The sequence below is a fragment of the Verrucomicrobiia bacterium genome (genome assembly GCA_023953615.1).
In the GTDB taxonomy this organism is placed as follows: domain Bacteria; phylum Verrucomicrobiota; class Verrucomicrobiia; order Limisphaerales; family JADLHS01; genus JADLHS01.
Window position 1 is genome coordinate 889,664 of the sequence record JAMLJH010000001.1, and the last position, 23,492, is coordinate 913,155.

Below are 23,492 nucleotides of genomic sequence, written 5' to 3' on the forward strand. Positions count from 1 at the left end.
TTAATCTCTTGCAACCACAGCGTTGTAAGCTGCCGCCAATCGTGGCGTCAACGGGGAACGCGCCAGCGGCACACCATTCAGAGCGATGGCTTCCACCACGCCGAGGGAACTCAACGTCAGAAAAACGCCCTGAACTTTACCCAGCGCGGCGGGCGTGATCCGTTGTTCGCGCACGGCCAAATTCAGATCGCGACACAGCTCCAGCACGACGGCACGCGTGACGCCCGGTAAAATTCCGCTGTCCGCCGGCGCGGTGCAAACGGCGTCGTTCTCGATCCAAAACAGATTGGCCGTACTGCCTTCAATCACGAAACCATCGGTGCTTTTCAGCAATGCCTCGTCGGCGCCGGCGGCGTCCGCTTCCGCGCGCGCCAAAATCTGCGGCAGTTTGTTGGCGGTCTTGACGCGGGCCAATTTCGAGTCGGCCGGCAGCGTGATGGACGTGGTTTGCAGCTTCCATTGAGCGTAAGGGCAGACGGAGTTGTCCGCGGTCGCATTAATTTTCGGAAGCGGATGCAAACTCATGACGAGGGTGGGCGCGGTGGCCGCTCGGGGCGAGTAACCGCGCGCGCCGACGCCGCGCGATACGGTCAATCGCAGCAGCGATTCGGGCATTTGATTTAGGATCACCAGTTCGGCAATCCATCCCGCGAAATCCTCCTCTGATCCGGGTAATTGGATTCCCAAAAGTTCGCAACCTGCGCGCAGCCGTTCCAAGTGGTTTGCCCAGCGGAACGGGCGACCTCGCGTCAGCCGCATGGTTTCAAACAAGCCGTCACCGTAGAGAAATGAGCGATCAAAGACCGAGACGGTGGCCTGCGCATCCGGAACAAATTGGCCGTTGAGAAATACGATCATGCGCGCGCCACGGGTTGCGGATGGGGTTGGGACGGATTGAGCGCGGCCAGAAAACCGCGCGCCTTGGCCAGGGTCTCCTCGTATTCTGCCGCGGGATCGGAATCGGCCACGATGCCCGCGCCAACGTAGAAATAGGCGCACTCGTTTCTGCAGATCGCGGTGCGGATGCTGATGCTCAACTGACTTTGCCGGTTAAAACCCAGGTAACCGTGACAACCGCAATACGGTCCCCGGGCCACCGGTTCCAGTTCATCAATAATTTCCATGGCGCGGAACTTCGGCGCGCCGGTGATGCTGCCACCGGGGAACGCCGCCGCCAGCGCCTGCCAATGGGTCACTTCCGGGCGCAACCGCCCGCGCACCGTGGAGATGAGATGTTGCACTTGGGCGAACCGTTCCAAGCGCGCCAGCTCCGTCACGCGCACGCTGCCGTAGGCGCAAAACCTCCCGAGATCGTTCCGCAGCAGGTCCGTGATCATCACCAGTTCCGCGCGTTCCTTCGGACTCGATTGCAGTTCGTGCGCCAGCCGCTCATCCTGAGCCGGGGTCGCGCCGCGAGGCCGCGTGCCTTTGATGGGTTGCGTGATGATCTCCGCGTCGTGGATGCGGAGAAATTGTTCCGGCGAAGACGAGGCCAGTTGGAAATCGCCGCCATCAATAAACGCCGCGAACGGCGCGGGGGAAGCGGCGGTCAATCGGAGGAACAATTCCCAACCGGACGCCGACCAGGGCGCGACGAGCCGTTGCGACAGGTTGACCTGATAAATGTCGCCCGCACGAATGTAACGCTGCGCCTGAGTGATCGCGGCAAGAAAATCAGCGCGCGTACGATTGGACGTGAACTCCCGGCGCGCGTCGGTCGCGTCAAATGCTTCTGCCGGACCTGGAGGCTGAGCCAGCCGGTCCGACCAAAATTCAAGTTGTTCGCGCTGGCGGGTTTCGGAACGGTTGCCATCGGCGCCAAGTCCGGTCGCAACGATCCAGGTGGTTCCCAGCCGATGATCGAAGACGACCAGACTGGCGTAAAAACCAACGTGACTATCGGGCAATTGCAAATCATTGCTGGCGCGGCGCGGCAGTTTGGTCTCGGTAAAATTTTTGAGGTCGTAACCCCAATAGCCGAAGCAACCGCCGAGCGGGAACGGGCTGTCGTGTGGTTCTTGAAATTCGTAGCGCGACCAGAACGCGCCGAGGCTTTGCCAGGGATTATCTATGCGCGTTTCGCGAAGTTGCGGTTCCGTCGCGGTTTCGGTGTGGAAGATTTCACAACGCGAGTCGGTGGAGCGAAATTGCATGAACGGTCGCGCGGTGACGAAGGAATAGCGCGATGCTTCGGAAGGTGCGCCAGCGCTCCGCAGCACGACCAACCCCGGCGAACCGCGCAATTGTGCGCCCAACGATTCCGGCGTGTGGGCGGTGGTCAATTCCTGAATGAGGGGGCGCAGTTTCAATGAAAATGTTGTTTCAGGTCGCTGGCGCGTCCGGCGCGCGCCTCAATGAGTTGTTTGTTTGGCGTTCCACCAGAGCCACACGATTTCATCCAGCATCGCCTGATGGCTCGGATAACCGCGCACCAAATCCACACCTTCACGAATATCCAGCGCACCGCGATTCAACTGCGCGCCGGGAGCGCGCTGCACCAAGGCACGGGTCAGGCGGACGAATTTTTCCATCAGCGAATCGGTGGGCGCGGCGGGGATCAACGGCACGAAGTGGAACTCGTGCGCCTGAATTTCAAAGCGCTTCGTGCCCTCGGCGTTCACCAATTCGAGGATGAACAGGCGCCCGGTTTTCAGTTGGTGCGGTCCGCCGGAGCGGCGCGGCCAGAGTCCGGCGGGTCGCTCCATGGCCGCCGGTTGCGCTTGCGGCGAACCAATTTCCAAATGCGGCACGGCGCCGGCAGCGAGCAGCGTAATTTCCGACCAGGCCAACGGCGTGCCCTGGCCGAGATGATCAAAAACCGACAAGGTTTCCGGCGTAAACTCCAGGCGTTGCACTCGCTGACTGGCGGGCAGAAAGTGCAGCGCCTCCTCCTTCACCAGCGCGACGTTGACGCCTTCCTGCGTGAGCGCGTGATGAAACGCCTTGGCTTCATCCACTCGCAAGTGGCGCATGAGAATGCCCTGCGCATTGGCCGCGAGTCGGATCGCGTCCGCATCGGTAAGGTGTCGAAACACGCGGAAGGCGCGCCGGATCGCATCCGCATTGGGACTGCCCGCGTCCCGCAGCAGGATGGCGTAGGAATTCCAGGCGGCCATAAGCCGGTTTCAAGAAAAGGCCATTGGGACGGATTGCGGCGGACCGGTATGCTCCAGGTAATCGCAAATCACCTGCACCGCCTCGTCCACGTCATCCGTCAGCGTCAGCAAATCCAGATCGCGCGGCGCGATGAAATGGTTTGCTCCGTTCAACTCGGTGCGCAGCCATTTAAGCAGGCCGGTCCAATGTTTGCGCCCGAACAAGATCAACGGAAATTTGGGAATGCGCTCCGTTTGCGCCAACGTCAACACCTCGAACAATTCGTCCAACGTGCCAAACCCGCCGGGCATGTAAACGTAGGCCACGCTGTATTTGGCGAAGCAAACCTTGCGCGCAAAGAAATAGTGAAAGTGCAGCGGGATGTTCGCGTAACCGTTGCTCTTTTGCTCGTGTGGCAAGGCGATGTTCAAACCCACGGATTTGCCGCCGCCCTGGGTGGCGCCTTGATTGGCCGCCGCCATGATGCCCGGACCGCCACCGGTGATGACCGGGATGCCCGCTTGGGCCAGTTTTTTCCCCAACGCCACCGTGGCGCGATAATACTTGTCGCGCGGCTTGGTCCGCGCCGAGCCGAAGATGGACACGGCGGGGCCAACCCGCGACATGGTTTCAAACGACGCCACAAACTCGCCCATGATCCGCAACACGCGCCACGGATCTTCCCGGATAAACCCATTACCCTGATTACTCATGTCGCCAGACTAAGGTTTCGCGCATCCGCAAACAAGCGCGCGTCCGCAGACTCATGGGGTTGGCGAGAACCAATTTACGATTTACGTGGGTCGTGGTTGAGTAGAGGTTAGCATTGGGGAGCGCATCCGCCCCGGATGCGGTTCGACGCGCCTCGCAGCGAACACGCAATTCACTCAGAGGATGAAACGCAGACTGCGTCTAAAGTGTTTTGACTTTCCTGACGGACGAGGCGTCCGTCAGCACACGCGAGGCGCGTGTGCTCCCCGATATACCCACGCCCACACCAGTGCAACCCGCTTAATCATCAATCGGCATTCGCAAATTTTATTGCCTCCACCGAGTAGCGGCTATGTGGCCGATCCGTTCGGAATCACGAAGGACTGAGCACGCGGCGGAATACGTCGAGGTCAGTGATTCAACGAGGCCGGCTGTCTTCCAAGGTCCAGTCGTTGCGACCGTCCGGATGACAGTGACAATGCGCGGCAAAGAAACCGCCGCGATGTTGCCAGAACCACGGCCAGATCCGTTCGCGATCCGTTTGCGGGATGCGCAATCCGTCCAGCGCCGTGCGTTTGAAAAACTGAAAGCGTCCTTCCTGCATTGGCGCGGGCAGTTGTTGCAGTTTCGGTTTCAGCTCAAACAAAAACATGAGCCAGTGCGTTTGCCCCTGATAACCGTGTTCGCTGATCAGCCCGGTGAGATGAAAGTCGGTGGGCAGAAATTTGATGCCGAGTTCCTCATGCGCTTCGCGTGCGGCACACACGTAGGGTGATTCGCCTTCATCCAGGCGTAGCTTACCGCCGCAGGGACTCCAGAAGCCGCGGTTGGGTTCGTGCGCGCGTTCGAGCAGGAGCGTGTCGTCGGCCTCGTTGAAACAGTAGAGCAGCGTGGCGGCCTTGTATGGCAGTTTCACAAGTTCAAATAAACCAGATTTTCGAGTGGGGATTAAGCGGGAAAATCCGGGTGGAACGGCAACAAAAAGCCCGGGTCGGATGACCCGGGCGAAGTTGGTCGTGTGCGCTCAGGGTGCGGGCGTCGCTTCAGGAGCGGTAGCTGCAGCGGGTTTGGCAGCTTCAGCGGCCCTCCTTCTGGCTTCCTCGGCTTTCTCCAGCGCTTCCTGGCGGATAAGTCCGGGCAGATAATGTTCGCCGGTGGCTTTGTAAATGATGGTGTCCCACACGTAGAAGTGGTTCAGCAAGCTGAAGATGAAACACACAATGACGACGAACTTGAGGAAGCCAATCCAGCCGCTGGGTTTCTCACCGTAACGATCCGCGACGGGCACGGCGCCCTCGGGCAGTTTGGCGATGCCGGTCAAGGAAGCGCCGTACGGCACGTTGATGCGGGCCTTGGCGTTCACCGCCCAGCCGTTAGCGTCCAGGATCGGACCGATGTTGCGCTTCCGCAATTTCAGCCAGGCAATGACCATCGAAGGACCGGAAATAACCAGGAGCAGTCCGACGATGGCCAGACACAATTGCCAGAACGGCAGCTGGAACAGGCCCGTCGCGTAACCGAGCAACGAAGTGATCAAAGCGCCAATCCCGGCGATGGCCACGCTGATCGCGGCGACCGTGCCCACGTCCACTTTCTTCGGTGCGGGCTTGGCTTGGTCGGCGTTCACGGTTTTCTCCGCGGCGGCGCTCAGTTTGGCATCGGCGGCGGCATCCGCTGCGGCGGCGCGCTTGGCGGCCATTTCCTCGATCATGCGGACGAGTTTCTTGTATGGCGCCCAGAATGCCTGACGGATGCTGATCGGGTTTTCCACGATCTTGGTGATGGTGGCGTCCCAATCGCGGCCTTTGCGGTCGTAGAACAAGCCGTTGCGGCCCACCATAAGATTGTCGCAGTCGCCGTTGGTGAAGGCGGCAACGAGACTCAGTTTTTCGTCCGAGCCTTTGCGGACGCAATCGAGATAGGCGAGGTAAGTACCCGCCAACGCCGCCATGCTGGCGTGTTTGCCGGCATCAGCCACCGGCAACGTCAGCGTGCAGGAGCGTTGATCCAGATACAACGTGCCCGCCTGGAAGATGGCCGGTTCGCCGCCGTCGTAGAAGTCGCGGAAGTTCACGAAATTGAGGCAGAGCAGAAACAAATTTTTCACGAAGAGCGTGAGCTTCTCGACGTTGGCAATGGCCGTGGCTTCCGGCTCCAAAGCCTGATCCTTGGCGATCAACGCCGCTACATTTTCCTTCGCTTTGCTGGCGAGAATTTCGCGGACGCGCTTGAGTCCCAGCTTTTCCACCGCGGCACCGGCTTTACCAGCGTTCCAACCCGCGTAGTCACCGAGTTTGGCTTGCAAGGCGGCCCAATCCGCCTCCGTCAATTCCGTCTTATCGCCGAGCAACGGTTTAACGGCATTGACGCGCAATGTCGCCAAGGCCGCCGCGTGAGCCGGATTCACGTTGCCTTGCAAGGGCAACGCCTTGCCTGCGGTTACGGAAGCGAGCGGGAAGCTGGCGATTTCCTCGGCGGTGATGGTGAGGTCTTTGGCGGCGATCGCGAGGTATTCCTCTTCCTTGCGATTCAAGGCCGCCACCGCGCGCGGATCAAACGCCGCCAACCGGCAGCGGCCGAAGTAGTCGTCCACCTTGGCCTTGACCGCCTGAACGGCGGCAGCGGCAGCGGCGGTAGCGTCACCGGCGGGCAGGATTTTGGTTTTGTCGGTTTCGGCTTTTTGACTCCAATCGGCGAACGCGGTGCAATCCGCAAAGAACGCATCCGCTTTGGCCTGGTTAATTCCATCCTTGCCAGAGCGATCCGGCACGCCGCCTTGGCAGGCGATGATGTCATTGATGACGGCTTTGGTCGCCTCGTCCGTCGCCGAGTCGGGAATGATGACTCCGTCACCGTTGAACGTGGTGTTGATGAAAATTTTATTGGCGTCGGAAGCGTCCTCGACCGAAATGGCGGTGGCGTCTTTTTTGCCGATGTTTTCAAGAATCTTTCGGGCGGACGCGGCGAGCGCTTCGTCCTTGATGGCCGAGAGTGCAACCGAATCTCCACCTTTGACGAGGTCATCGGGGTTTTTCAGCACGGACCCGGCCCATTTAATGGCGGCGATGAGTTCGGGAACGCGGATGCGTCCGTCCTTGTCGGTGTCAATTAACGCGGCCGTTTTGGGGCAAAATTCAAGCCCGGTCGTGGGACAGGCCAGAGCGACCCAAAGTTTCTGGTCAAGTTGATCCAAGTTCATCAGGTCCGCGCCGGAATCAAGTTTAACCTGATCGAAGCCGCCTGCCGTAAAGAATTTCCATTGATGTTTACTCATAATAATAAAAATGGGGTATAACGGATAAGTTCGTGTCCGTGGCGAAATGATGCAAAACCGCCCGAATCGGCGCAAGCTTAGTATATCGTGGTGCTTTCCTCGCGGAGGATCGGCGCTTTGATCTCGTCGCAGATCACTTCCACGCGGTTGTGCGAGGTGCCGACCATCGCCCCCTTCACCGAGATGGTGAAGGTGACTGATTGCTGGGCCTTGATCAAGGCGATGGTGGGAAAAGTGACGTGCTGTCCGTTGATCGTGCCCTGAGGCGAACTGATGGGCAGCATCAAGTCATCAAAAACGGCCTGAACCTTGAAGTTGTGCAATTCGCCTGAACCTTGGTTGATCAGAACGATCCGGTAGGTGGTGCTCTCGCCGACCTGAATCGGATCGGGCATGTCGGAAAGCTCGAAGGTCAGCGCGGGAATCCCCTTCCAGAGCGTGCAGAGTCTGGTGGCATCGGTCACCGTCCCGGCCCTCGCGGTCACTGTGGCGCAACTGACTCCAGCGTTCTTGGAAGTGAGCTTGATGGTCTTCGTCACCCGACCGCGCGGTCGCAACATGGCCACGGTCCAAGCCGCTTGATTCCCGGTGATCACCGCGCCGGGTGCCGCCACGATGAAACCTTCCTCGGGCGCGACGCTGCTGATGACGACGTTGGTCAACGGCGTATCACCGACATTCGTTACGGTGATCTCATAATCAACATTGCGACCCACCACCTGTTCCTTGGCGCCCGCGCCCTGCACCTGAAGCCGCGGATCAATGATTGTCGAGCAAACCTCGGCGTTCAACTCGGGGGCATTAAGGCTCTGCGCGGTGGTGGTGGCGCAAATGGTTCCGCGCTGGACGGCCTTGAGTTGCGTTGTGAATGACTTCGATTGACCGGGATCAAGATCACCGGCATCGAGCGTGGTTTCATTCACCTCGTTGCTGAAATTGGTTCCTGCCGGTGCCGCCTGACGAATCATCACGCCCCGAACCGTTTCCGAACCGGTGTTCCGAACTTGAATGTGGTAGGTCAGGTCCGCGTTCAGCGGAGCCGTTTCCGGTCCGCTCGCATCCAAGGCCAACCCCGCGCTGCCGACGATCAGACCCGCCGATACTTTGGGCTGAGCCGTGACCGTGGCCGCCGCGCGCGGCACGAGATTAGTGTTCGCTTCGAACCAGGTTTTGAAGTTCAAGCTTTCACCGGTGCGCAGCGCGTCCACCTGCCAAACCAGCTCGTTGCCTTCCATGACCGCGGGCGGCTCGCTGCGTTGCCAGGCGGCGCCGACCGGGATCGCGTCGCGCACGACAAGATTGGTGAGCGAACGGCGCGCGGTAAGTTTCAGTTCGCCGATAAAAGTGCGGCCAGCTTCCGCTTTAATCGGCAGCGACTTTTTGAATTGCAACGCGGCAGTTGTGGTTTCCGCAAAGGCGGCGGTTGACGCCGACGCCATGGGCGTTGGACTCTGAACCGCCGCTCCTTTGGGCGACGCCAGAGGCATTCCCGTTGATGAATCGGATTGCGTCCAGCGCACGGGCTGGCAACCCGTCAGACCGACAAGCCACAGCAGGGTCAGCGCGGCCAGCCTGACTGGCGCGGGCGCGACCTTGATGAATGGAAGATCAACTTTCACGCGGGGCAATCCACTTACTCGACCCCTGCAAAGTGGACGAGGTTCAAAATTTCCGCAAGCCGACTTGAGCGGGTTGGCGAGGCCCGACGGGTCGTCGCCATCGAAGTGCATCGGCATCACCTAGCGCGTAGTTCACGGCCAGATTCATTTCTCTCCGTATCCATGTTTAACCCAGCACCAATTGTCGCAGGCGGTCATGCACGCCAACGGCCGGCAGCGACGCCGCGGGTTGGAGATCAGCCGCATCACCGATGAACACCGGCCACTCGCGTGGATCCGCCGGGCGCGCACCGTGCGAACCTTTCACCAATGTGGCGTCCAGCGGGATGACATCCATCAACATGCGGAAGCCCAGTCGTTTTTGTAACAAGCGCCACGCAAGCTTCGCTTTCACCAGCGGGATTTGGGGATCGAGAAACAATTCCACCGGATCGTAACCCGGCTTCCGGTGAATATCCACCGTCCGCGCAAAATCCGGCGCGCGCCGATCGTCCAGCCAGTAATAATACGTGAACCACGCGCGATCTTGCGCCACGGCAATCAAGTCCCCAGCCCGTGGATGATTCAAGCCGTGCCGCATTTTCTCCGCGGCGCCCCAGACGGCGGCAACACCGGCTTGCTGTTCCAACAGGGTTCGCACTTCGGATTCCAGCGAGAGGTCGTTCAAATAAACGTGCGCCACCTGATGATCCGCCACGGCAAACACGCGGCTCGCGCCGTAATCGAGCAGTTCGAGACCAAGTTCCTCCTTCACCGTCAGCCAGCCGCGTTCGCGAAAGAGCCGATTCAAATGCACCGGCGTGTCCACCGCGCTGATACCGTATTCGGACAGCAGCACCGCTTGCACCGATTGCTTGGCGAAGAAATCAATCAAGTCACCCACGATGGCATCAATACGGCGCAAGTCCGACGGGATGATGGGATGGCTCGGCCCATATCGCTGCAAGTTGTAATCCAGATGCGGCAGGTAAATCAGGTTCAACGTCGGCGCGTATTTGCGTTCAATCCACTTAGCCGATTCCGCAATCCACTTGGACACCGCATCTGCTTTGAATTGCGGCGAATCCACTCCCGCCGCCGGCCCCCAAAACGCTGGGAACGGAAACTCGCCCAACTCGCGCTTGATTTCTTCGCGGATGGAAAACGGCCAGGTGTAAATGTCGAAAATTTTGCGACCATCGGCCGGATACATGGGACGCGGCGTGATGGACCAATTGGCGGTGGAATACATGTTATACCACCAGAACAATTTTGCGCAGGTGAAACCGGGATGCGTCTCGCGCAACGTCTCCCAGATTTTCTTTCCGCCCACGAGCCGGTTGGATTGCTTCCAGAACTGCACCTCGGCGAGTTCGCGATTATACCAGCCGTTCGCCACGATGCCGTGTTCGGCCGGCGTCAATCCGGTGAGGTAAGTGGATTGCGCGGTGCAGGTGACGGCGGGGAACGCCGGCTCGATGCGCGTCAACGCGCCACGGGCATGAAACGCGTTGAGTCGGGGCGTATGTTCGCCCAACAGGGATTCCGATAGACCGACGACGTTGATGACCGCCGTGCGTTTCATGCCGCAAAGCGTTGCGCCAGTTCGGCAATGGATTCCCGGATCAAATCCACCTGCATCTCGTTCACCTCGAAACCCACACCGATATCGCGCAGCAGAGTAATCGCCAGTTGCCCGCCCAGATGCTCACGGAATTCCTCCAGCCCCAGCAACAACCCGTCACGCTGCAGGTCGGGATGAAACAACGCGAAGCCCAATTTCCGCAGCAACTGCAGGACGCGCTCGGAATTGGTCCCGGCCAAAAATCCGGCGCGGCGCGCATAGATCACGTCCAGCGCAATCCCGATCGCCACGGCTTCACCGTGACGCAGTTGGAAGCCGGACAGTTGCTCCAGTTTGTGCGCCGCCCAATGGCCAAAGTCGAGCGGGCGTGCCGAACCAAACTCAAACGGATCGCCACTCGTGGCGATGTGGTTGACGTGCAACTCGGCACAACGCCGGATCAATTGACGCACCGCGTCGGGTCGGAATTGGGCCAACGCCGCGGCGTCCGCTTCCAATGCGGTGAAAAATTCACGGTCGCGAATACAGGCCACCTTGACCGCTTCCACGAAACCCGCGCGCTGGTCGCGTTCGCCCAACGTGGCGAGCAGTTGGAAATCATTGATGACGGCGTGAGGCGGCGCAAAGGTGCCGATGAAGTTTTTTTTGCCGAACGCGTTGATGCCGTTTTTCACGCCCACGCCGGAATCGCACTGGCTCAAGGTCGTCGTCGGGATGCGGACATGTCGCACGCCGCGATGCGCCGTCGCCGCCGCAAGTCCCGCCATGTCCAACAGCGCGCCGCCGCCCACCGCCAACAAATACGAATGGCGGTCAATGTGGTATTGATCAATGGCCGTGTGCAGATCGCTCACCGCGGCCCAGGACGCTTTGACAGCTTCGCCGCCGGAACAAAGTTGCGGGGGCGCCACCAGGGTCACGTCCGGAGCGGCGGTTTGAAAGTAAGTTTCAATGGCCGCGATCAAACCCGCTTGCGCGCCCGCCAAACCCGCATCCACCACCACCAGCGCCCGACGTGGAGTGCCGGTATGGTCGCGACGTAGCTCCTCCCGCAAGGTGGGATTTTGGGAATCAAAAATATGGTCGGTGAACAACACGCGGTGTTGCCATCTGACCTGAATGTTGCGTTCGATTAAATCCATGTAACCAAGAACCGTCAGTTTCCGTCGGCGCGTTCGCCGAGGCAAGTGAAGTTTCCCAACGGATTACGCCGCCGCGCCACGATTCTCGTTTTGCCAGAGAAGAAATCCGCTCCTTTCACGAGTAATCCGACGCGGCCGGAACCACAAATCTTCATCCCACGCACCGGCGCCAACCGCCACCGAATCCCGGTGCGGCGCATAAAGCTCAAGTCGCCGGCACCACTTTTTGAAACAACAACGCCAGACTGAACAACGCGGCAAATCCCAGCAGGGCGCCAAAAGATAAAGTCGCCACCGCTGCCGCATCCACCAATACGATCCCGGCCAGCAGCGCCGCGACGAGCCGGCCCACGTTCGGTTTGGCCGCGCGCCGAAGCGGCCAGAGACATTTGATCAACCAGAGCAGCAGCGCCACCGCCGCCAGCCAGGACCAGACATGGCGGACGGGTTCAATCCAAACATTGGCGATCAACGGTGCCGCCACCAGCAACAACGGCCATACGGGCGCGCCTCCCGGTTTGCTTTCGCCACGCGCGACGAAGCTCAACCCCACGATATACGCGCCCAACGCCGCGCCGTGACCAATCACCGGAAATCGCAACTCGTGCAGCGTGGCCGCTCCCGCCACGAGGTAGAGCAGGAAACGACACAACGCCATGAGGAACGGGGCGAATTCGGTGCGTTTGTGGATGGCGTCGTAGCCAATGATCGCCGCGACCAACGCCAACGCCAGCCCCGCCACGGTCGCGCTCAAAATAAACAGCAGCAGCCAGCCGATGAATAGCAGCAAACCGCCGTACCACCAAACGTCCCACGCGGAAATGTGTCCGGCGGGAATCGGTCGCTCACTGCGAAATTGTCGGTCGAACTCCACGTCGAACGCGTCGTTCAAAAACATGCCGCCGAGGTATAACAGCGAAGCGCCCAGACCAAGCCACAGGAAGGCATACCAGTTCCCCGCACCGCTGATCAACCAGGCCGCGAGACAATTCGACCAGACCGTTGGCAGGTTGGAGGTGCGCCCCAAAACCAGCAGCGTATGCAGTCGTAACGGCGGCCGCGTCATGATCAACCCCTGGGACCGCGAAGCGCCGTCCGGCCCCGTCGGCGTTCGTCGTTTCTGTGGTGGCGTTGCATCGGCTCAATCAGGAAAGAAAAACGCGTCGGTAAATGAAAGTCTTTTTTGCTGGAGCACAAGCCCGCCCCACCGTTCGCGCCGCGCCACCTCAACGCAAGTCATGTTTGGCCAGCTCACGCAAGGTCCACTCGTATTCGCCCACCAACTGATCCACCACGTCGGGGCTGTGCAGAAATTCCGGCATCACCGCCCAGGTGTAGGTTTCCATTTCGAGGTGCGAACATAATTGCGGTTGAGTCTGCAACAACCGCAACAAACCCTGCACATGATCCACCGTGTGGCTCAACGCGCCGGTGGGCTGCCAATGCAAAGGGACGTGAAAATGCACGCGCCATTCTTCCGCCGCCGACAAGGACCGCCCGGCAACGCTCTGCAACGCGGGGGCGACGTCGCGAAACTTCACCAACTGACCGTCCGGTTTGCGCGCGATGACCTGATGCAAATAAACCGGTTCGTCAAAGCGCGCAAGCTGCGACAGCGCCTCGGGAGTGGGCGCGAATCGCAACGCGCTGCTAAAATGGATTTTGCTGATCCGAATGTTGTGCGCCTGGAATTGCGCGATCGCGGCGGCGGGCTCCTCGAACTCCACCGCCAGATGGCAGGCATCGTAGTTCACGCCCAAGTACCGTTCCAATCGCGCATCACCCGGATGATCCTCCCGCAATCGCTCGAAGAATTGCACGGTCTCGGCCGTGTTTTCAAACCAGCCGAACGGCTCGGGTTCCACCCCCAAATGCAACTGCCGATTGGATTTCTCGCTTAGGTCACCGAGAAATTTCACGAGCCGCCAGAAGTGCGCGCGCATTTGTGTTTCCTGTTCCGGCGTAGTGATGAAATCCTTGTGCGAACCGGGCGAAGTGCTGACGCTGCCTTCCATTCCCACCGGCACCAATTGCGCCAGCAGACGAAACAAGCGTTCCGTGTATTCCACCCGCTGCGGGTCCGTCCAGTCCGGGCGATAAACCTGTTCCTTCACACGCACATCGTGAAACTGGCCGAACGGAAACCCGTTGATCGTGAAAACGTAACACTCGTGTTGGTCCAGCCAGCGTTGGAACTGAAGCAAGGTTGGCGCGTCGGACAGCTCGCGCGACGCCCGATCGCTGAGGCGCAGACCGATGGCGTAACGACCGTGCGGTTGCACCCGGGCTTTGACGCGCAACGTGGCGGATTCGAGCGCGGCGAAAGTTTCCGCCCACGTTTCGCTGCGGTGAATGTTCGTGCAATAAGCGAGATGCAGACCGTGTTTAAGAATCATGTGGTAGAAGCGACGCCTCGTCGCGGGTGGGTGGCGGCAACGCTTCCGCCGCACGGCGACGTGGCGTCGCCGCTACCCGAACACAGGCGAAGGCACTGTCTCCAATCAAACGGTAGGTTCGATCAACTTGAACTTGGAACATTGGCTGAGAAAGCGTTTGGGATTTTGATATACGAGCCGGTCAATGGTGGCGGCGTCATGACCGCGCCGCCGCAATTCCTGCGCGGCATACGGAACGGCCAGCGGCACGCTCACGCCCCAATCGCAAGCGCTGTTCATCCATAACCGCTCGCTGCCGTACCGTTCGATCATATCCACCGCGCGCGCCGCCGTGCATTTGGTTTCCGGATACAACGTCATGCCGGCCCAGAACCCCTGATCCAACACCATTTTCACCGTGTGCTCTTCCACATGATCAATCAGACAACGCTCAGGTTTGATGCGTCCGTCCGCCTTCAGCACATCCAAAATCAACCGCGTGCCCTTGAGTTTGTCCTCGAGGTGCGGCGTGTGGACGAGAATGAGTTGATTCTGCCGCGCGGCCAGGTCCACGTGCAATTCCAGCACCTTGAGTTCGTTCCGCGAATTTTTGTTCAGCCCAATTTCTCCGATGCCCAACACGTTGCTTCGCTCCAGAAATTGCGGCATCAGCGCAACGACGTCCTGCGCCAGCTTGACGTCCTCCGCTTCCTTGGGATTGATGCACAACCAACAATAGTGCGGCAGCCCGAACTTCGCGGCGCGGCGCGGTTCGTGTTCGGTCAACTGGCAAAAGTAATCGTAAAAGCCGGCGGCGGAGCTGCGGTCGAAACCGGCCCAGAACGCGGGTTCGCACACCGCCGCGCAACCCGCCACGACCATCGCCTGATAATCGTCCGTGGTGCGACTCACCATGTGCGCATGAGGTTCAATGTATCGCATGAGAGCAAGGAGTTAACGACGGTGCCGCTTTCAAGTTGCCGATCGGCCGGGCCAGGCGCCACACGCGGCTTTGGTGGTGGCGACGGGAATGGGTTCGGTGGTGGGATCACTTAACGCGTTCAACACCCCTTCCGCGCGGGCGCTCGTGGCCGCTTGCATTTGGGCGAGCGCCGCTTTGAAAGCGTCCCAGCGAAAGTCCCCCGCGCCGCTTGCGCGCTCCACCCGATCGAGAAACGCCGCGACATCAATCAACTTGGAACGCGCCTCCAGATAATAAAGATCGAGCAATTGTTGCCGACTCATGCCACAGCCTAGCATGACGCCGCCCCGCCGCGCACTCAAATCTTTATCTCGTTTCGCACCACTCGATGCGATAACGGCAGGACGGCGGCAACTACGAACTCCATCCACACGTCGTGCGCCGCGACCTTGGCTTCGCCACTTGTCGGAAACAGTTGTCCTTCGATTTCCACCGTGGGAATGATGATTGGTAGCTTGACTGCTCAAGGAGGCAAAATAGAATCCCTGCGGGTTGGGCGGAGCGCATTACACTCGTCCCGAATCATTCCAAACATTTACGATCCATGAAATTGTTGAACCTACCTTTCCAAAATCCGACCTGGCTGTCACTCGCACTGGCGCTGTTATGCGGTCTCCCCACGTATGCCGCCAATTTGTATCCCGTCGTCGTGAGCGACCGCGGGGGTTACGCCGATCGCGAAGGCGCCCTGGTGGTTAATCCGCAATTCGAGCGCGCGGAAGCGTTCGCCGAAAATCTGGGAGCGGTCCGCATGGGCAAGCGTTGGGGATTCGTTGACGACACCGGTAAAATGGTGGTCAACGCCCAATTCGACGCGGTGAGTCCGTTTTGTGAGGGCCTCGCGGCGGTCAAACTCGGCGGCCGTTTCGGTTATATTGATCGGGAGGGAAAAATGGTCATCAACCCGCAATTTGACGGCGCCAACCGATTTTCCGAAGGATACGCCGTCGTCAAACAAAAGCGGCGCTACGGCTATATTGATCGAACCGGCAACCTTATCATCAACCCGCAATTCGACAACGCGGGCGATTTCTCCGGCGGGCTGGCGGCGGTCGAGCTGGGCGATCGCTATGGATTCATCAACAACACGGGGCAGTTTGTCATCAACCCGCAGTTTGATCATGCGGAAGCTTTTTCCGATGGACTGGCGGCCATCAAATTGGACCGGCGCTGGGGCTTTACCAAACCGTCGGGCGAGATCGTGATTCAACCGCAATTCGACGCGGTGGGCGCGTTTTCAAAAAATCTCGCTCCCGCCCGTCTGGACGGACGTTGGGGTTACGTGGACCCGGCGGGGAAGTTCGTCATCAACCCGCAATTCGATGCCGCGCTGCCTTTCGGCAAAAATCTGGCCACGGTGAAATTCGCGCGGCGGTGGGGTTACATTAACCGCGACGGCAAGTACGTCGTCAATCCGCAATTTGACGAGGCCGAACCCTTCTACGAAGGATTGGCGCGCGTCAAACTGGATCGCAAATTCGGCTACATCAATGAGTCCGGCAAATACGTGTGGAATCCGAGCAAATAGCCCGGCCCGGAGACGATTGGTGTGTTGCGCAAGTGATCGCCGGCCCCAAACTCCGCTCGCTCCGCTGAGATGACGGTGCCGAATTCCACGCAACATTGGTCGGGCACCGGGCGGCTGCGGGGCGGGCCAACGGGGATCGCGTTCTTCATCAAGTTGATTCGCTGGTTCGGCCCAACGGTCGCCTACGGCTTCGCCATTCCGCCCGCGTTGTATTTCAGCTTTGCCTCGCCCGACGTGCCGGCCACGATGGATTTTCATCGGCGTCTGATGGGGCCGCTGCCGTGGTGGAAGCGCCGCTGGTACGTGTTCAAACATTTCTTCGCGTTCGGTCGCGCCATCATTGATCGCACCGCCATTCTGGCCGGCAATACGCGGCACTTCAGTTTCGACTTTGATGGCGAGCATCATCTGCGCGAGGCGGCCGCCCAAGGCCACGGCGTCTTGTTGTTGACGGCGCACGTTGGCAACTGGGAAGTCGCGGGACAACTGCTCTCCCGCATCGGCTTGCCCGTGAGCGTCACGGGGTTTGATCGGGAAATGCCGGCCATTCGCGCCATGCTCAACCGCGCGCAGGCGGAACAAAAATTCCAGCTCATTCCCCTGACCGGCACCGCCACGGACGCGATTCCATTGGTGGCGGCGTTGCGCCGCGGCGAAGTCGTGGCCATGCTGGGCGACCGCGCTTATGGCGGGCCGACGGCCACCGTGCCGTTTTTGGGGGGCATGGCCTCGCTACCCGTTGGCGCGTACGTGCTGGCCGCGATTGCCAATGCGCCCGCCGTGCAGGTTTTCAGTCTGCGCGAAGCCGGCGGCCATTATCAGTTCTACGGGTTTCCGGCGTTAAACCCGTATCGCCCGCCGCATCACGAACGGGATGCGTATCTCAAAAAATGCGCCGCGCAATTCGCCGCCAACCTCGAATCCGTCGTCAGGCGCGATCCCTTCCAGTGGTACAATTTCTATCCGTTCTGGGATACGCCGCCCGCCGCTCCGGTGCTCGCCAAAAGTTCGGCCCCCGCTTCCACCTTTCCGCCGTCCGTCACCCATCCGGCGAAGTAGTCCATGTCTGTTGCCATCGAAGCCTTGCTACCCCATCGCCCGCCAATGCGTTGGGTGGAGGAATTAATTTCCTGCACCGACACCACCGCCATCGCCACCGTTCGCTTCACCAAGAACCATTTTGCCGTGGCGAACGGCGCGGTGATTGAAGCGGCGTTAATCGAGTGTCTGGCGCAAACCGTGGCGGCTGCCTTGGGACAAGGCCGGCGCACCGATACCGGCGACGATGCTGCCCATCACGGCCTGCTGGCGGCGGTGGCCAATTTTCAAATCCATCAGCCCGTACCGCTGGAGCAAACGTTGCAGGCGGAAACCACGGAAGTGAAGCGGCTCGGCCCGATGCGGTTGATCAACGGGCGCATCACCTGGAACGCGCAACTCATCGCTTCCGGCGATCTTTCGCTGTATGCGTGACGCCACCACAACGACGAGCGCCGCGTTGGCCGGTTGGGGACTGGTCTGCGCCACGGGTAACGGTGCGGCGCCGTTGCGCAACGCGTTGCAACACAACCGAAGCGCTCTCGCCGTGGATTCCCGGTTTTCGCGGGCACTATTTCAAACGAACATGGTCGGCACCGCCCCGCAGGAAGTCACTGACGACCCGGCCTGGCAATTCGCCACCACCGCGCTTCACGAAGCCGTTCGCGCCAGTGAATCCGTCCTGCGCACGATCCCGGCGGAACGGCTCGGCCTGGTGCTTTCAACCACCAAGGCCAACATTGAAGCGTTGGAACGCATCGCGGACGGACGAGCGTGTTCGGCGCCCGCCCGCCGCCATTTGCAGGCGGATTTGCTGGCCGCAGATCTGGCCGCTGAATTTGGCGCGCGCGGTCCGGTGCAAAATGTTTCCAACGCGTGCGTCTCGGGGCTGATCGCCCTGGTGCAGGGCGCCAAGTTGATTCGACGCGGTGTCGCGGACGCGGTGTTGGTGATTGGCGTGGATCATCTCTCAGCTTTTGTCGTGAGCGGTTTCAGCACGCTGAAGGCAATTGATCCCGACGGCTGCCGGCCTTTTGATCAGAATCGCCGTGGATTAAGTCCGGGCGAAGCGGGCGCGGCAATGGTGTTGGTGCGCGCCGATCTGGCGGCTCCGCAATCGGTGTACATTCGCGGCTGGGGTTCGAGCAATGACGCCAATCACATGACCGGACCATCGCGTGACGGCGCCGGGCTGGCCCAGGCCATCCGCGTGGCGCTGCGCGCGAGCGACCTCGCTCCCACGCAGATTGATTACATCAACGCGCACGGCACCGGGACGCAATACAACGACGCCATGGAATCGGCGGCGCTGCTTTCCGTCTTTGGCGACGCCATCCCGCCGGTGAGTGGTTTGAAGGGAATGTTTGGACACACGCTGGGCGCGGCGGGAGTTCTGGAAACCATCGCCTGCGCCATGTCGTTGCAGGAAAAATTTCTGCCCGGCACGCCGCGACTGGAGCACGCAGCCGCCGGCTTTCCCGCCAGTTTGATTAAAACCCCGCGCCCCGCGCCGCACCTCAAGCGCATCCTGAAACTCAACACCGGTTTTGGCGGAATGAACGGCGCGCTCATTCTGGAACAAGCATGAACTCACGCACCGACGATTTTCACGCTTCGGCAACGCGAAACCTTCACTCGCCAGCCATCGGCCATGAGTAACATTTTTATCACCGCAACGAATTGGACGGATCAATCAGAAATCGCCACCGCGCGGTTGGGAACGCGCTTTGGCCGCATGGATTTATCCAGCCAACTCGCGCTGCTCGCCGTCGAGCCGTTGGCGGAGCATTTCAAAGCTTTGCCCGCGGACCGCATCGCACTGGTCATCAACACCCGCACCGGCTCGCTCAGCACCGATGTAGCCTATTGGGCGGGGCACGACCTGGCGGGCGGACTCAGCCCGACGCTGTTCATCTACACGCTGCCCAGCTCCACGATTGGGGAACTGGCGATTCGCCATAAAATCACCGGCCCCAGTCTCTGTCAGGTGGGGGAAGGACGAGATTTGATCGGCGCGAGCGCGGACCTGTTGCAGGCGGACGAAGCCGATGCGGTCATCTGCGTGGACGTGGAAGTTATTTCCGCGGCGCTGGCGGCACTCATCAAGCTTCCGGAAGTAGCGACAGCGCGGGCGTTGCTGCTTCAACGCAACGGTCCGGGCGAACGCGAATGGAGTCAAAATGACCGTGACATCAATCAAGTCTTTGCTACGCTGCGCGAGCAAATCTGAAGAAGTAATTTCATGGCCATTGCAACGACGGAATTAAAGCAGCGAATTATTGAAGCCCTGAACCTGCAGGATATCACCCCCGAGCAGATTGATGACGAGGCGCCACTCTTCGGCACGGGTCTGGGGTTGGATTCGATTGACGCACTGGAACTCGTCGTGATGCTGGAGAAACACTACGGCATTGTGATCAAAGACATCGAGGAAGGGCGGCCGGCCTTCCGCTCCGTCCGCACTTTGGCCGACTTCATTGAAGCCCGGCGACCGGCTGCCTAGTGTCCGCGCGCTTTCCAGTCATCACGGGTCAGGGCGTGATTGCCGCGCCCGGGACGAATGTCGCGGAAGTGTGGCGCGCGGTGGCCGACGGCGCTTGCGGATTGAGGCCGCTCTCACTTTTCACCTCGCCGCGCTACGGCCAGATTCCAGTTGGCGAAATCACCTTTGATCCACATGAACTGGGCGCGCCATTGCGGGGTTCGCGCAGCGACAAACTGGCGTGGCTGGCGGTTCGAGACGCCGTGCGCGCGGCGGAACTTGACCTCGCCAAATGCGGCGAACGTACCGGCGTCGTGTTGGGTTGCTCGGTGGGCGGGTCTTACGACAGCGAACAATTTCTCGTCACGTTGCTCAAGAAAAACCGGATGCGCCCGTGCGCCACGCGCTTTCACGAGTGTTCCGCGCCGGTGGACCTGATCGCGAACAGCTTCGGTTGTTACGGACCGAGTTTTGCGATTTCCACCGCCTGCTCTTCCGGCGGACTGGCCATCGCCACCGCGGCGGATTTGATCCAAAGCGGGGCGGCGGACGTGGTCGTCACCGGCGGGACCGACTCACTATCGCGCACCACTTGGGCGGGGTTTCATTCCCTGTTGCTGGTGGACGCGGAGGGCTGCCGCCCCTTTGACGTGGATCGCGGCGGCATGAGTTTTGGCGAAGGCGCCGCCGCGCTGGTGTTGGAATCCGAGGAACACGCGCTCCGGCGCGGCGCCAAAATCCTCGCCCGACTTACCGGTTGGGGCGCGAGTTGCGATGCGTATCACGCCACCGCTCCACATCCGGACGGCCAAGGAGCCATCGCCGCCATGCAAGCGGCGTTGCGGCGGGCGAACTTGCGTCCGGGGGACATTCATTACATCAACGCGCACGGCACGGGCACCCGCGACAATGACCTGACCGAAGCCAAGGCCATGCGCAAGCTGTTTGGCGCCAACGTGCCGCCGTTCTCCAGCACGAAGCGCGTTTTCGGTCATGCGCTGGCCGCCAGTGGCGCGTTGGAAGCCATCGTGTGCATCGAAGCCTTGCGTCGGCAGCAATTGCCCGGCAATCCCGGTTTCCGGCAGACGGATTCCGCCATTGGCCTGTCGCCTGTGATCAAAACCCAGGCGGGACATCTGCGGCACGTGATGAGCAATTCCTTCGGCTTTGGCGGGAATAACGCCGTCGTGATTTTTTCTCATGCGGACGTGATCCCGCAGACGCGGGCAACGCCCGTCAAACCGGCCAGCGTCATCAGTCTCGGCGCGATTCTGCCGGATCAAGTCGTGGAACGCAGCACGCAATGGCCATTGCCGACGGTAACCGTCACCGCGCACGCTTGCAGCCCATTCAGCGACCTGAACACTTTGAGTCCCATTCAACGGCGGCGGTTGAACCGGTTGAGTCAGATGGCGGTCTTGGCCGCGCGTCGCGCCGGTCGGCCCGAGCCAACCCAGCGCGTGGCGATTACGCTGGGCACCGGATTCGGCAGCTTGGAGGAAGGCGCGATCTTCCTGGAAAACTTGATTGCGAAGGACGAGGCGGAACCCATGCCCACCCGTTTTCCAGGCTCCGTGCATAACGCGCCCGCCGGACAGGTGGCCATTGACCTGGCGGCTCACGGACTCAACTCCGCGCCGACCGCGGACGAAATTTCCTTCGAGAGCGCGCTGTGGCAGGCGCTGAACCAACTGGCCTGCGGCGAAGCCGACGAAGCGTTTGCGGGCGCGCAGGATGAATTAAACAAATACCCGCTCTACCTCGGCAAACGCTGGGGCGTCTGGGACGCGGTGAACCAACCGGGCGAGGGCGCCATGTTCGCGCGGTTGACGCCCACCGCCGCCGCACCGCTGGCGCGCGTGACCGCGTTGCGGTTGGGCCGGTTCCGACAACCGTTTAATCCCGTCGCTGAAGCGCAATGGATTGCCAATACCATTGATCTCACCACCGTCCCGCTCATCATCACCGGCGCGCACGGCTGGCGAAAATTCGATTCGCGTTACCTGGAGGTCGTAACGGAACTGAACCGGCACCGCTCGCAAAAGCTCGAACACCAAACCTACAAGCAGGACTGTGGTGAATTTCCGGCGGCCTCGGGGGTGGGCTTCATTCGCGCCGTGACCGCCGCGAGCGAGCGGGGTTGCCGGGTTTTGCTTTACACCCTGGCCTGGCGGGGCGGCAAAGCGATCTGCCTCATCGAACCCTGAACCTCGCGCCCACGACAATGACCCGATTTCAATGCGTGGCCCTCGCCGCCGGGTTATTGAGCGCTCTGGTCTTGTGGCTGGGATCGTGGACCTGGCTGGTCGTTATTTGGATCATTTTTTTTCTGCTCATGGGCGTGGGCGTGGCGCGACCGCAGTGGCGCTATTTTGGTCCGTTCATTTGCGCGGGCAATCCGCAACGAAAACAAGTCGCGCTCACTTTTGACGACGGCCCGGATCCGCAATCAACGCCGCGACTGCTGGAAGCGCTGCAACAGCATGAAATCGAAGCCGCCTTTTTTGCGGTGGGCCGGAAGGTGGTGGCCGCGCCCGCGCTGGCGAATCAAATTTTGCGCGCGGGACATTTGCTCGAGAACCATTCCTTCGCGCACAGTTACGCCACCAATTTATTCCCGAAGCGCCGACTCACCGCCGATTTGGAGGCCGCCCAACGCGCCATTGAAAAGCACACCGGGACGACGCCGCGCTATTTTCGGCCGCCGGTCGGTTTGTCCAATCCGAACACCTTTCGCGTTGCGAAAGCGTTGCGCCTGCAGGTCATCGGTTGGAGCATCCGCAGTCTGGACACCCGCCAATCCGACCCGAACCGCATCGTGCGCCGCGTCGTGCGCCGCTTGAAACCGGGCGCGATTATTCTATTGCATGACGGCGGCATTCCGGCGGATCAACTGGTGGCCACGGTAAAATTGTTACTCGCCAAATTGCGGGAACAGGGTTACGAAGTCGTGCGTTTGGATCGAATGTTGGCATGAAAAAATTGGTTCTCTCGATGGTGATGATCGCGGCGTTGGCGGCCGGTGCGGACGAGTCCAAACCGGACGCAACTCCCGTTACCGATCCGCAACCCATCCTGGCGCAGCTCCAGCAACAGATGTCCGCGCTGGGTTCGGTCTATCTGGAGTTCAGCCAGAACCGGCAGTTGCAACTGTTTGCCGCCCCGCTGCACAGCGAAGGGGTCATGTTGATTGATCGGCCGGGATGGATCCGCTGGGAAACCACCCGCCCCTACCAATCCATCCTGCTCGGCAGCCAAAAATCCGTCGCGCAATTTGAATTCAATGACGGCCACTGGAACAAACTCAAACTCGGCTTTCCGCAGGCGCTTAAACAAGTGATGGAGCAAATGACTTTGATGCACCAGGGACAATTTGCCGCGCTCACCAACAATTACACGCTCAGCGTGGCGACCGGCGCCATCACCATCGTCACGTTGGTGCCGAAGGACGAAACCATCCGCAGTTTTCTGGCGGCACTGGAAATTCAGTTCCCGCCGGATTTTGCCGGGATTCAAGCCGTGGTGATGCGCGAGCCGGGCGGCGATTTTACCCGCATCAATTTCACCCGTGAAATTCGGAATCCGAAATTTCCCGCTCACACGTTCGATCAAACCACCCCGCTGAACCTTGCGGCCATTCAAACCGCCGTCGCGCCGCCGCGCCCGGCGGACTCGCAATAA

Annotated in this window: 22 protein-coding genes; 9 read left to right on the forward strand and 13 right to left on the reverse strand. The window is 60.4% G+C overall.

Features of this window, described 5'->3' with window-relative positions:
* The 13 genes from M9920_03515 to M9920_03575 form a co-directional block, all read right to left on the reverse strand.
* Positions 1-858 carry an aminotransferase class IV gene (locus tag M9920_03515; protein ID MCO5051350.1) on the reverse strand — a complete coding sequence of 286 codons (858 nt, stop codon included), beginning with the start codon at positions 856-858 and terminating at the stop codon, positions 1-3.
* On the reverse strand, positions 855-2,309 hold the full coding sequence (gene pabB / locus M9920_03520) for an aminodeoxychorismate synthase component I (protein MCO5051351.1): 1,455 nt from the start codon (positions 2,307-2,309) through the stop codon (positions 855-857). Before pabB ends, M9920_03515 begins: the two co-directional genes overlap by 4 nt.
* 42 nt (positions 2,310-2,351) lie before the next feature.
* Entirely contained in the window at positions 2,352-3,116 is a 765-nt protein-coding gene (locus M9920_03525; GenBank protein MCO5051352.1) for a hypothetical protein, read from the reverse strand.
* A gap of 9 nt (positions 3,117-3,125) precedes the next feature.
* Positions 3,126-3,809 carry a TIGR00730 family Rossman fold protein gene (locus M9920_03530; GenBank protein ID MCO5051353.1) on the reverse strand — a complete coding sequence of 228 codons (684 nt, stop codon included), beginning with the start codon at positions 3,807-3,809 and terminating at the stop codon, positions 3,126-3,128.
* Positions 3,810-4,225: 416 nt separating this feature from the next.
* A complete protein-coding gene (locus M9920_03535) occupies positions 4,226-4,723 on the reverse strand; it encodes an NUDIX domain-containing protein (protein ID MCO5051354.1) in 498 nt (165 codons plus the stop codon).
* 108 nt (positions 4,724-4,831) lie between these two features.
* Entirely contained in the window at positions 4,832-7,081 is a 2,250-nt protein-coding gene (locus M9920_03540) for a hypothetical protein (GenBank protein MCO5051355.1), read from the reverse strand.
* A gap of 77 nt (positions 7,082-7,158) precedes the next feature.
* Positions 7,159-8,700, reverse strand: coding sequence for a DUF11 domain-containing protein (locus M9920_03545; GenBank protein ID MCO5051356.1), 1,542 nt, complete (start codon positions 8,698-8,700; stop codon positions 7,159-7,161).
* Positions 8,701-8,866: 166 nt separating this feature from the next.
* Positions 8,867-10,264, reverse strand: a complete 1,398-nt coding sequence (locus M9920_03550; protein ID MCO5051357.1) for an alkaline phosphatase family protein — start codon at positions 10,262-10,264, stop codon at positions 8,867-8,869.
* Positions 10,261-11,406, reverse strand: a complete 1,146-nt coding sequence (locus M9920_03555; protein MCO5051358.1) for a 3-dehydroquinate synthase — start codon at positions 11,404-11,406, stop codon at positions 10,261-10,263. The genes M9920_03550 and M9920_03555 overlap by 4 nt, the downstream gene beginning before the upstream one ends.
* 205 nt (positions 11,407-11,611) lie before the next feature.
* The gene (locus tag M9920_03560) at positions 11,612-12,472 is read right to left on the reverse strand and encodes a UbiA family prenyltransferase (GenBank protein ID MCO5051359.1); all 861 of its coding nucleotides are present in this window, start codon (positions 12,470-12,472) and stop codon (positions 11,612-11,614) included.
* A gap of 160 nt (positions 12,473-12,632) precedes the next feature.
* The gene (gene eboE, locus M9920_03565) at positions 12,633-13,802 is read right to left on the reverse strand and encodes a metabolite traffic protein EboE (GenBank protein ID MCO5051360.1); all 1,170 of its coding nucleotides are present in this window, start codon (positions 13,800-13,802) and stop codon (positions 12,633-12,635) included.
* Between the two features lie 105 nt (positions 13,803-13,907).
* Complete coding sequence (locus M9920_03570) at positions 13,908-14,723, reverse strand: TatD family hydrolase (GenBank protein MCO5051361.1); 816 nt, start codon at positions 14,721-14,723, stop codon at positions 13,908-13,910.
* A 30-nt stretch (positions 14,724-14,753) separates the two neighbouring features.
* Positions 14,754-15,026 (reverse strand): hypothetical protein, encoded by a 273-nt coding sequence (locus M9920_03575; protein ID MCO5051362.1) that lies wholly within the window; start codon positions 15,024-15,026, stop codon positions 14,754-14,756.
* A 281-nt stretch (positions 15,027-15,307) separates the two neighbouring features.
* Between M9920_03575 and M9920_03580 the strand changes: the two genes are divergently transcribed.
* From M9920_03580 to M9920_03620, 9 genes are all read left to right on the forward strand, one after another.
* Positions 15,308-16,291 carry a WG repeat-containing protein gene (locus tag M9920_03580; protein ID MCO5051363.1) on the forward strand — a complete coding sequence of 328 codons (984 nt, stop codon included), beginning with the start codon at positions 15,308-15,310 and terminating at the stop codon, positions 16,289-16,291.
* 69 nt (positions 16,292-16,360) lie between these two features.
* On the forward strand, positions 16,361-17,350 hold the full coding sequence (locus M9920_03585; GenBank protein ID MCO5051364.1) for a lysophospholipid acyltransferase family protein: 990 nt from the start codon (positions 16,361-16,363) through the stop codon (positions 17,348-17,350).
* A 3-nt stretch (positions 17,351-17,353) separates the two neighbouring features.
* Entirely contained in the window at positions 17,354-17,764 is a 411-nt protein-coding gene (locus M9920_03590) for a hypothetical protein (GenBank protein ID MCO5051365.1), read from the forward strand.
* On the forward strand, positions 17,757-18,917 hold the full coding sequence (locus tag M9920_03595; GenBank protein ID MCO5051366.1) for a beta-ketoacyl-[acyl-carrier-protein] synthase family protein: 1,161 nt from the start codon (positions 17,757-17,759) through the stop codon (positions 18,915-18,917). Before M9920_03590 ends, M9920_03595 begins: the two co-directional genes overlap by 8 nt.
* 63 nt (positions 18,918-18,980) lie before the next feature.
* Complete coding sequence (locus M9920_03600) at positions 18,981-19,559, forward strand: hypothetical protein (protein MCO5051367.1); 579 nt, start codon at positions 18,981-18,983, stop codon at positions 19,557-19,559.
* Positions 19,560-19,571: 12 nt separating this feature from the next.
* Positions 19,572-19,832, forward strand: a complete 261-nt coding sequence (locus M9920_03605; GenBank protein MCO5051368.1) for a phosphopantetheine-binding protein — start codon at positions 19,572-19,574, stop codon at positions 19,830-19,832.
* Positions 19,832-22,018 carry a beta-ketoacyl-[acyl-carrier-protein] synthase family protein gene (locus tag M9920_03610; protein MCO5051369.1) on the forward strand — a complete coding sequence of 729 codons (2,187 nt, stop codon included), beginning with the start codon at positions 19,832-19,834 and terminating at the stop codon, positions 22,016-22,018. Before M9920_03605 ends, M9920_03610 begins: the two co-directional genes overlap by 1 nt.
* A 17-nt stretch (positions 22,019-22,035) precedes the next feature.
* Complete coding sequence (locus M9920_03615; GenBank protein MCO5051370.1) at positions 22,036-22,788, forward strand: polysaccharide deacetylase family protein; 753 nt, start codon at positions 22,036-22,038, stop codon at positions 22,786-22,788.
* Positions 22,785-23,492 (forward strand): outer membrane lipoprotein carrier protein LolA, encoded by a 708-nt coding sequence (locus M9920_03620; protein MCO5051371.1) that lies wholly within the window; start codon positions 22,785-22,787, stop codon positions 23,490-23,492. Before M9920_03615 ends, M9920_03620 begins: the two co-directional genes overlap by 4 nt.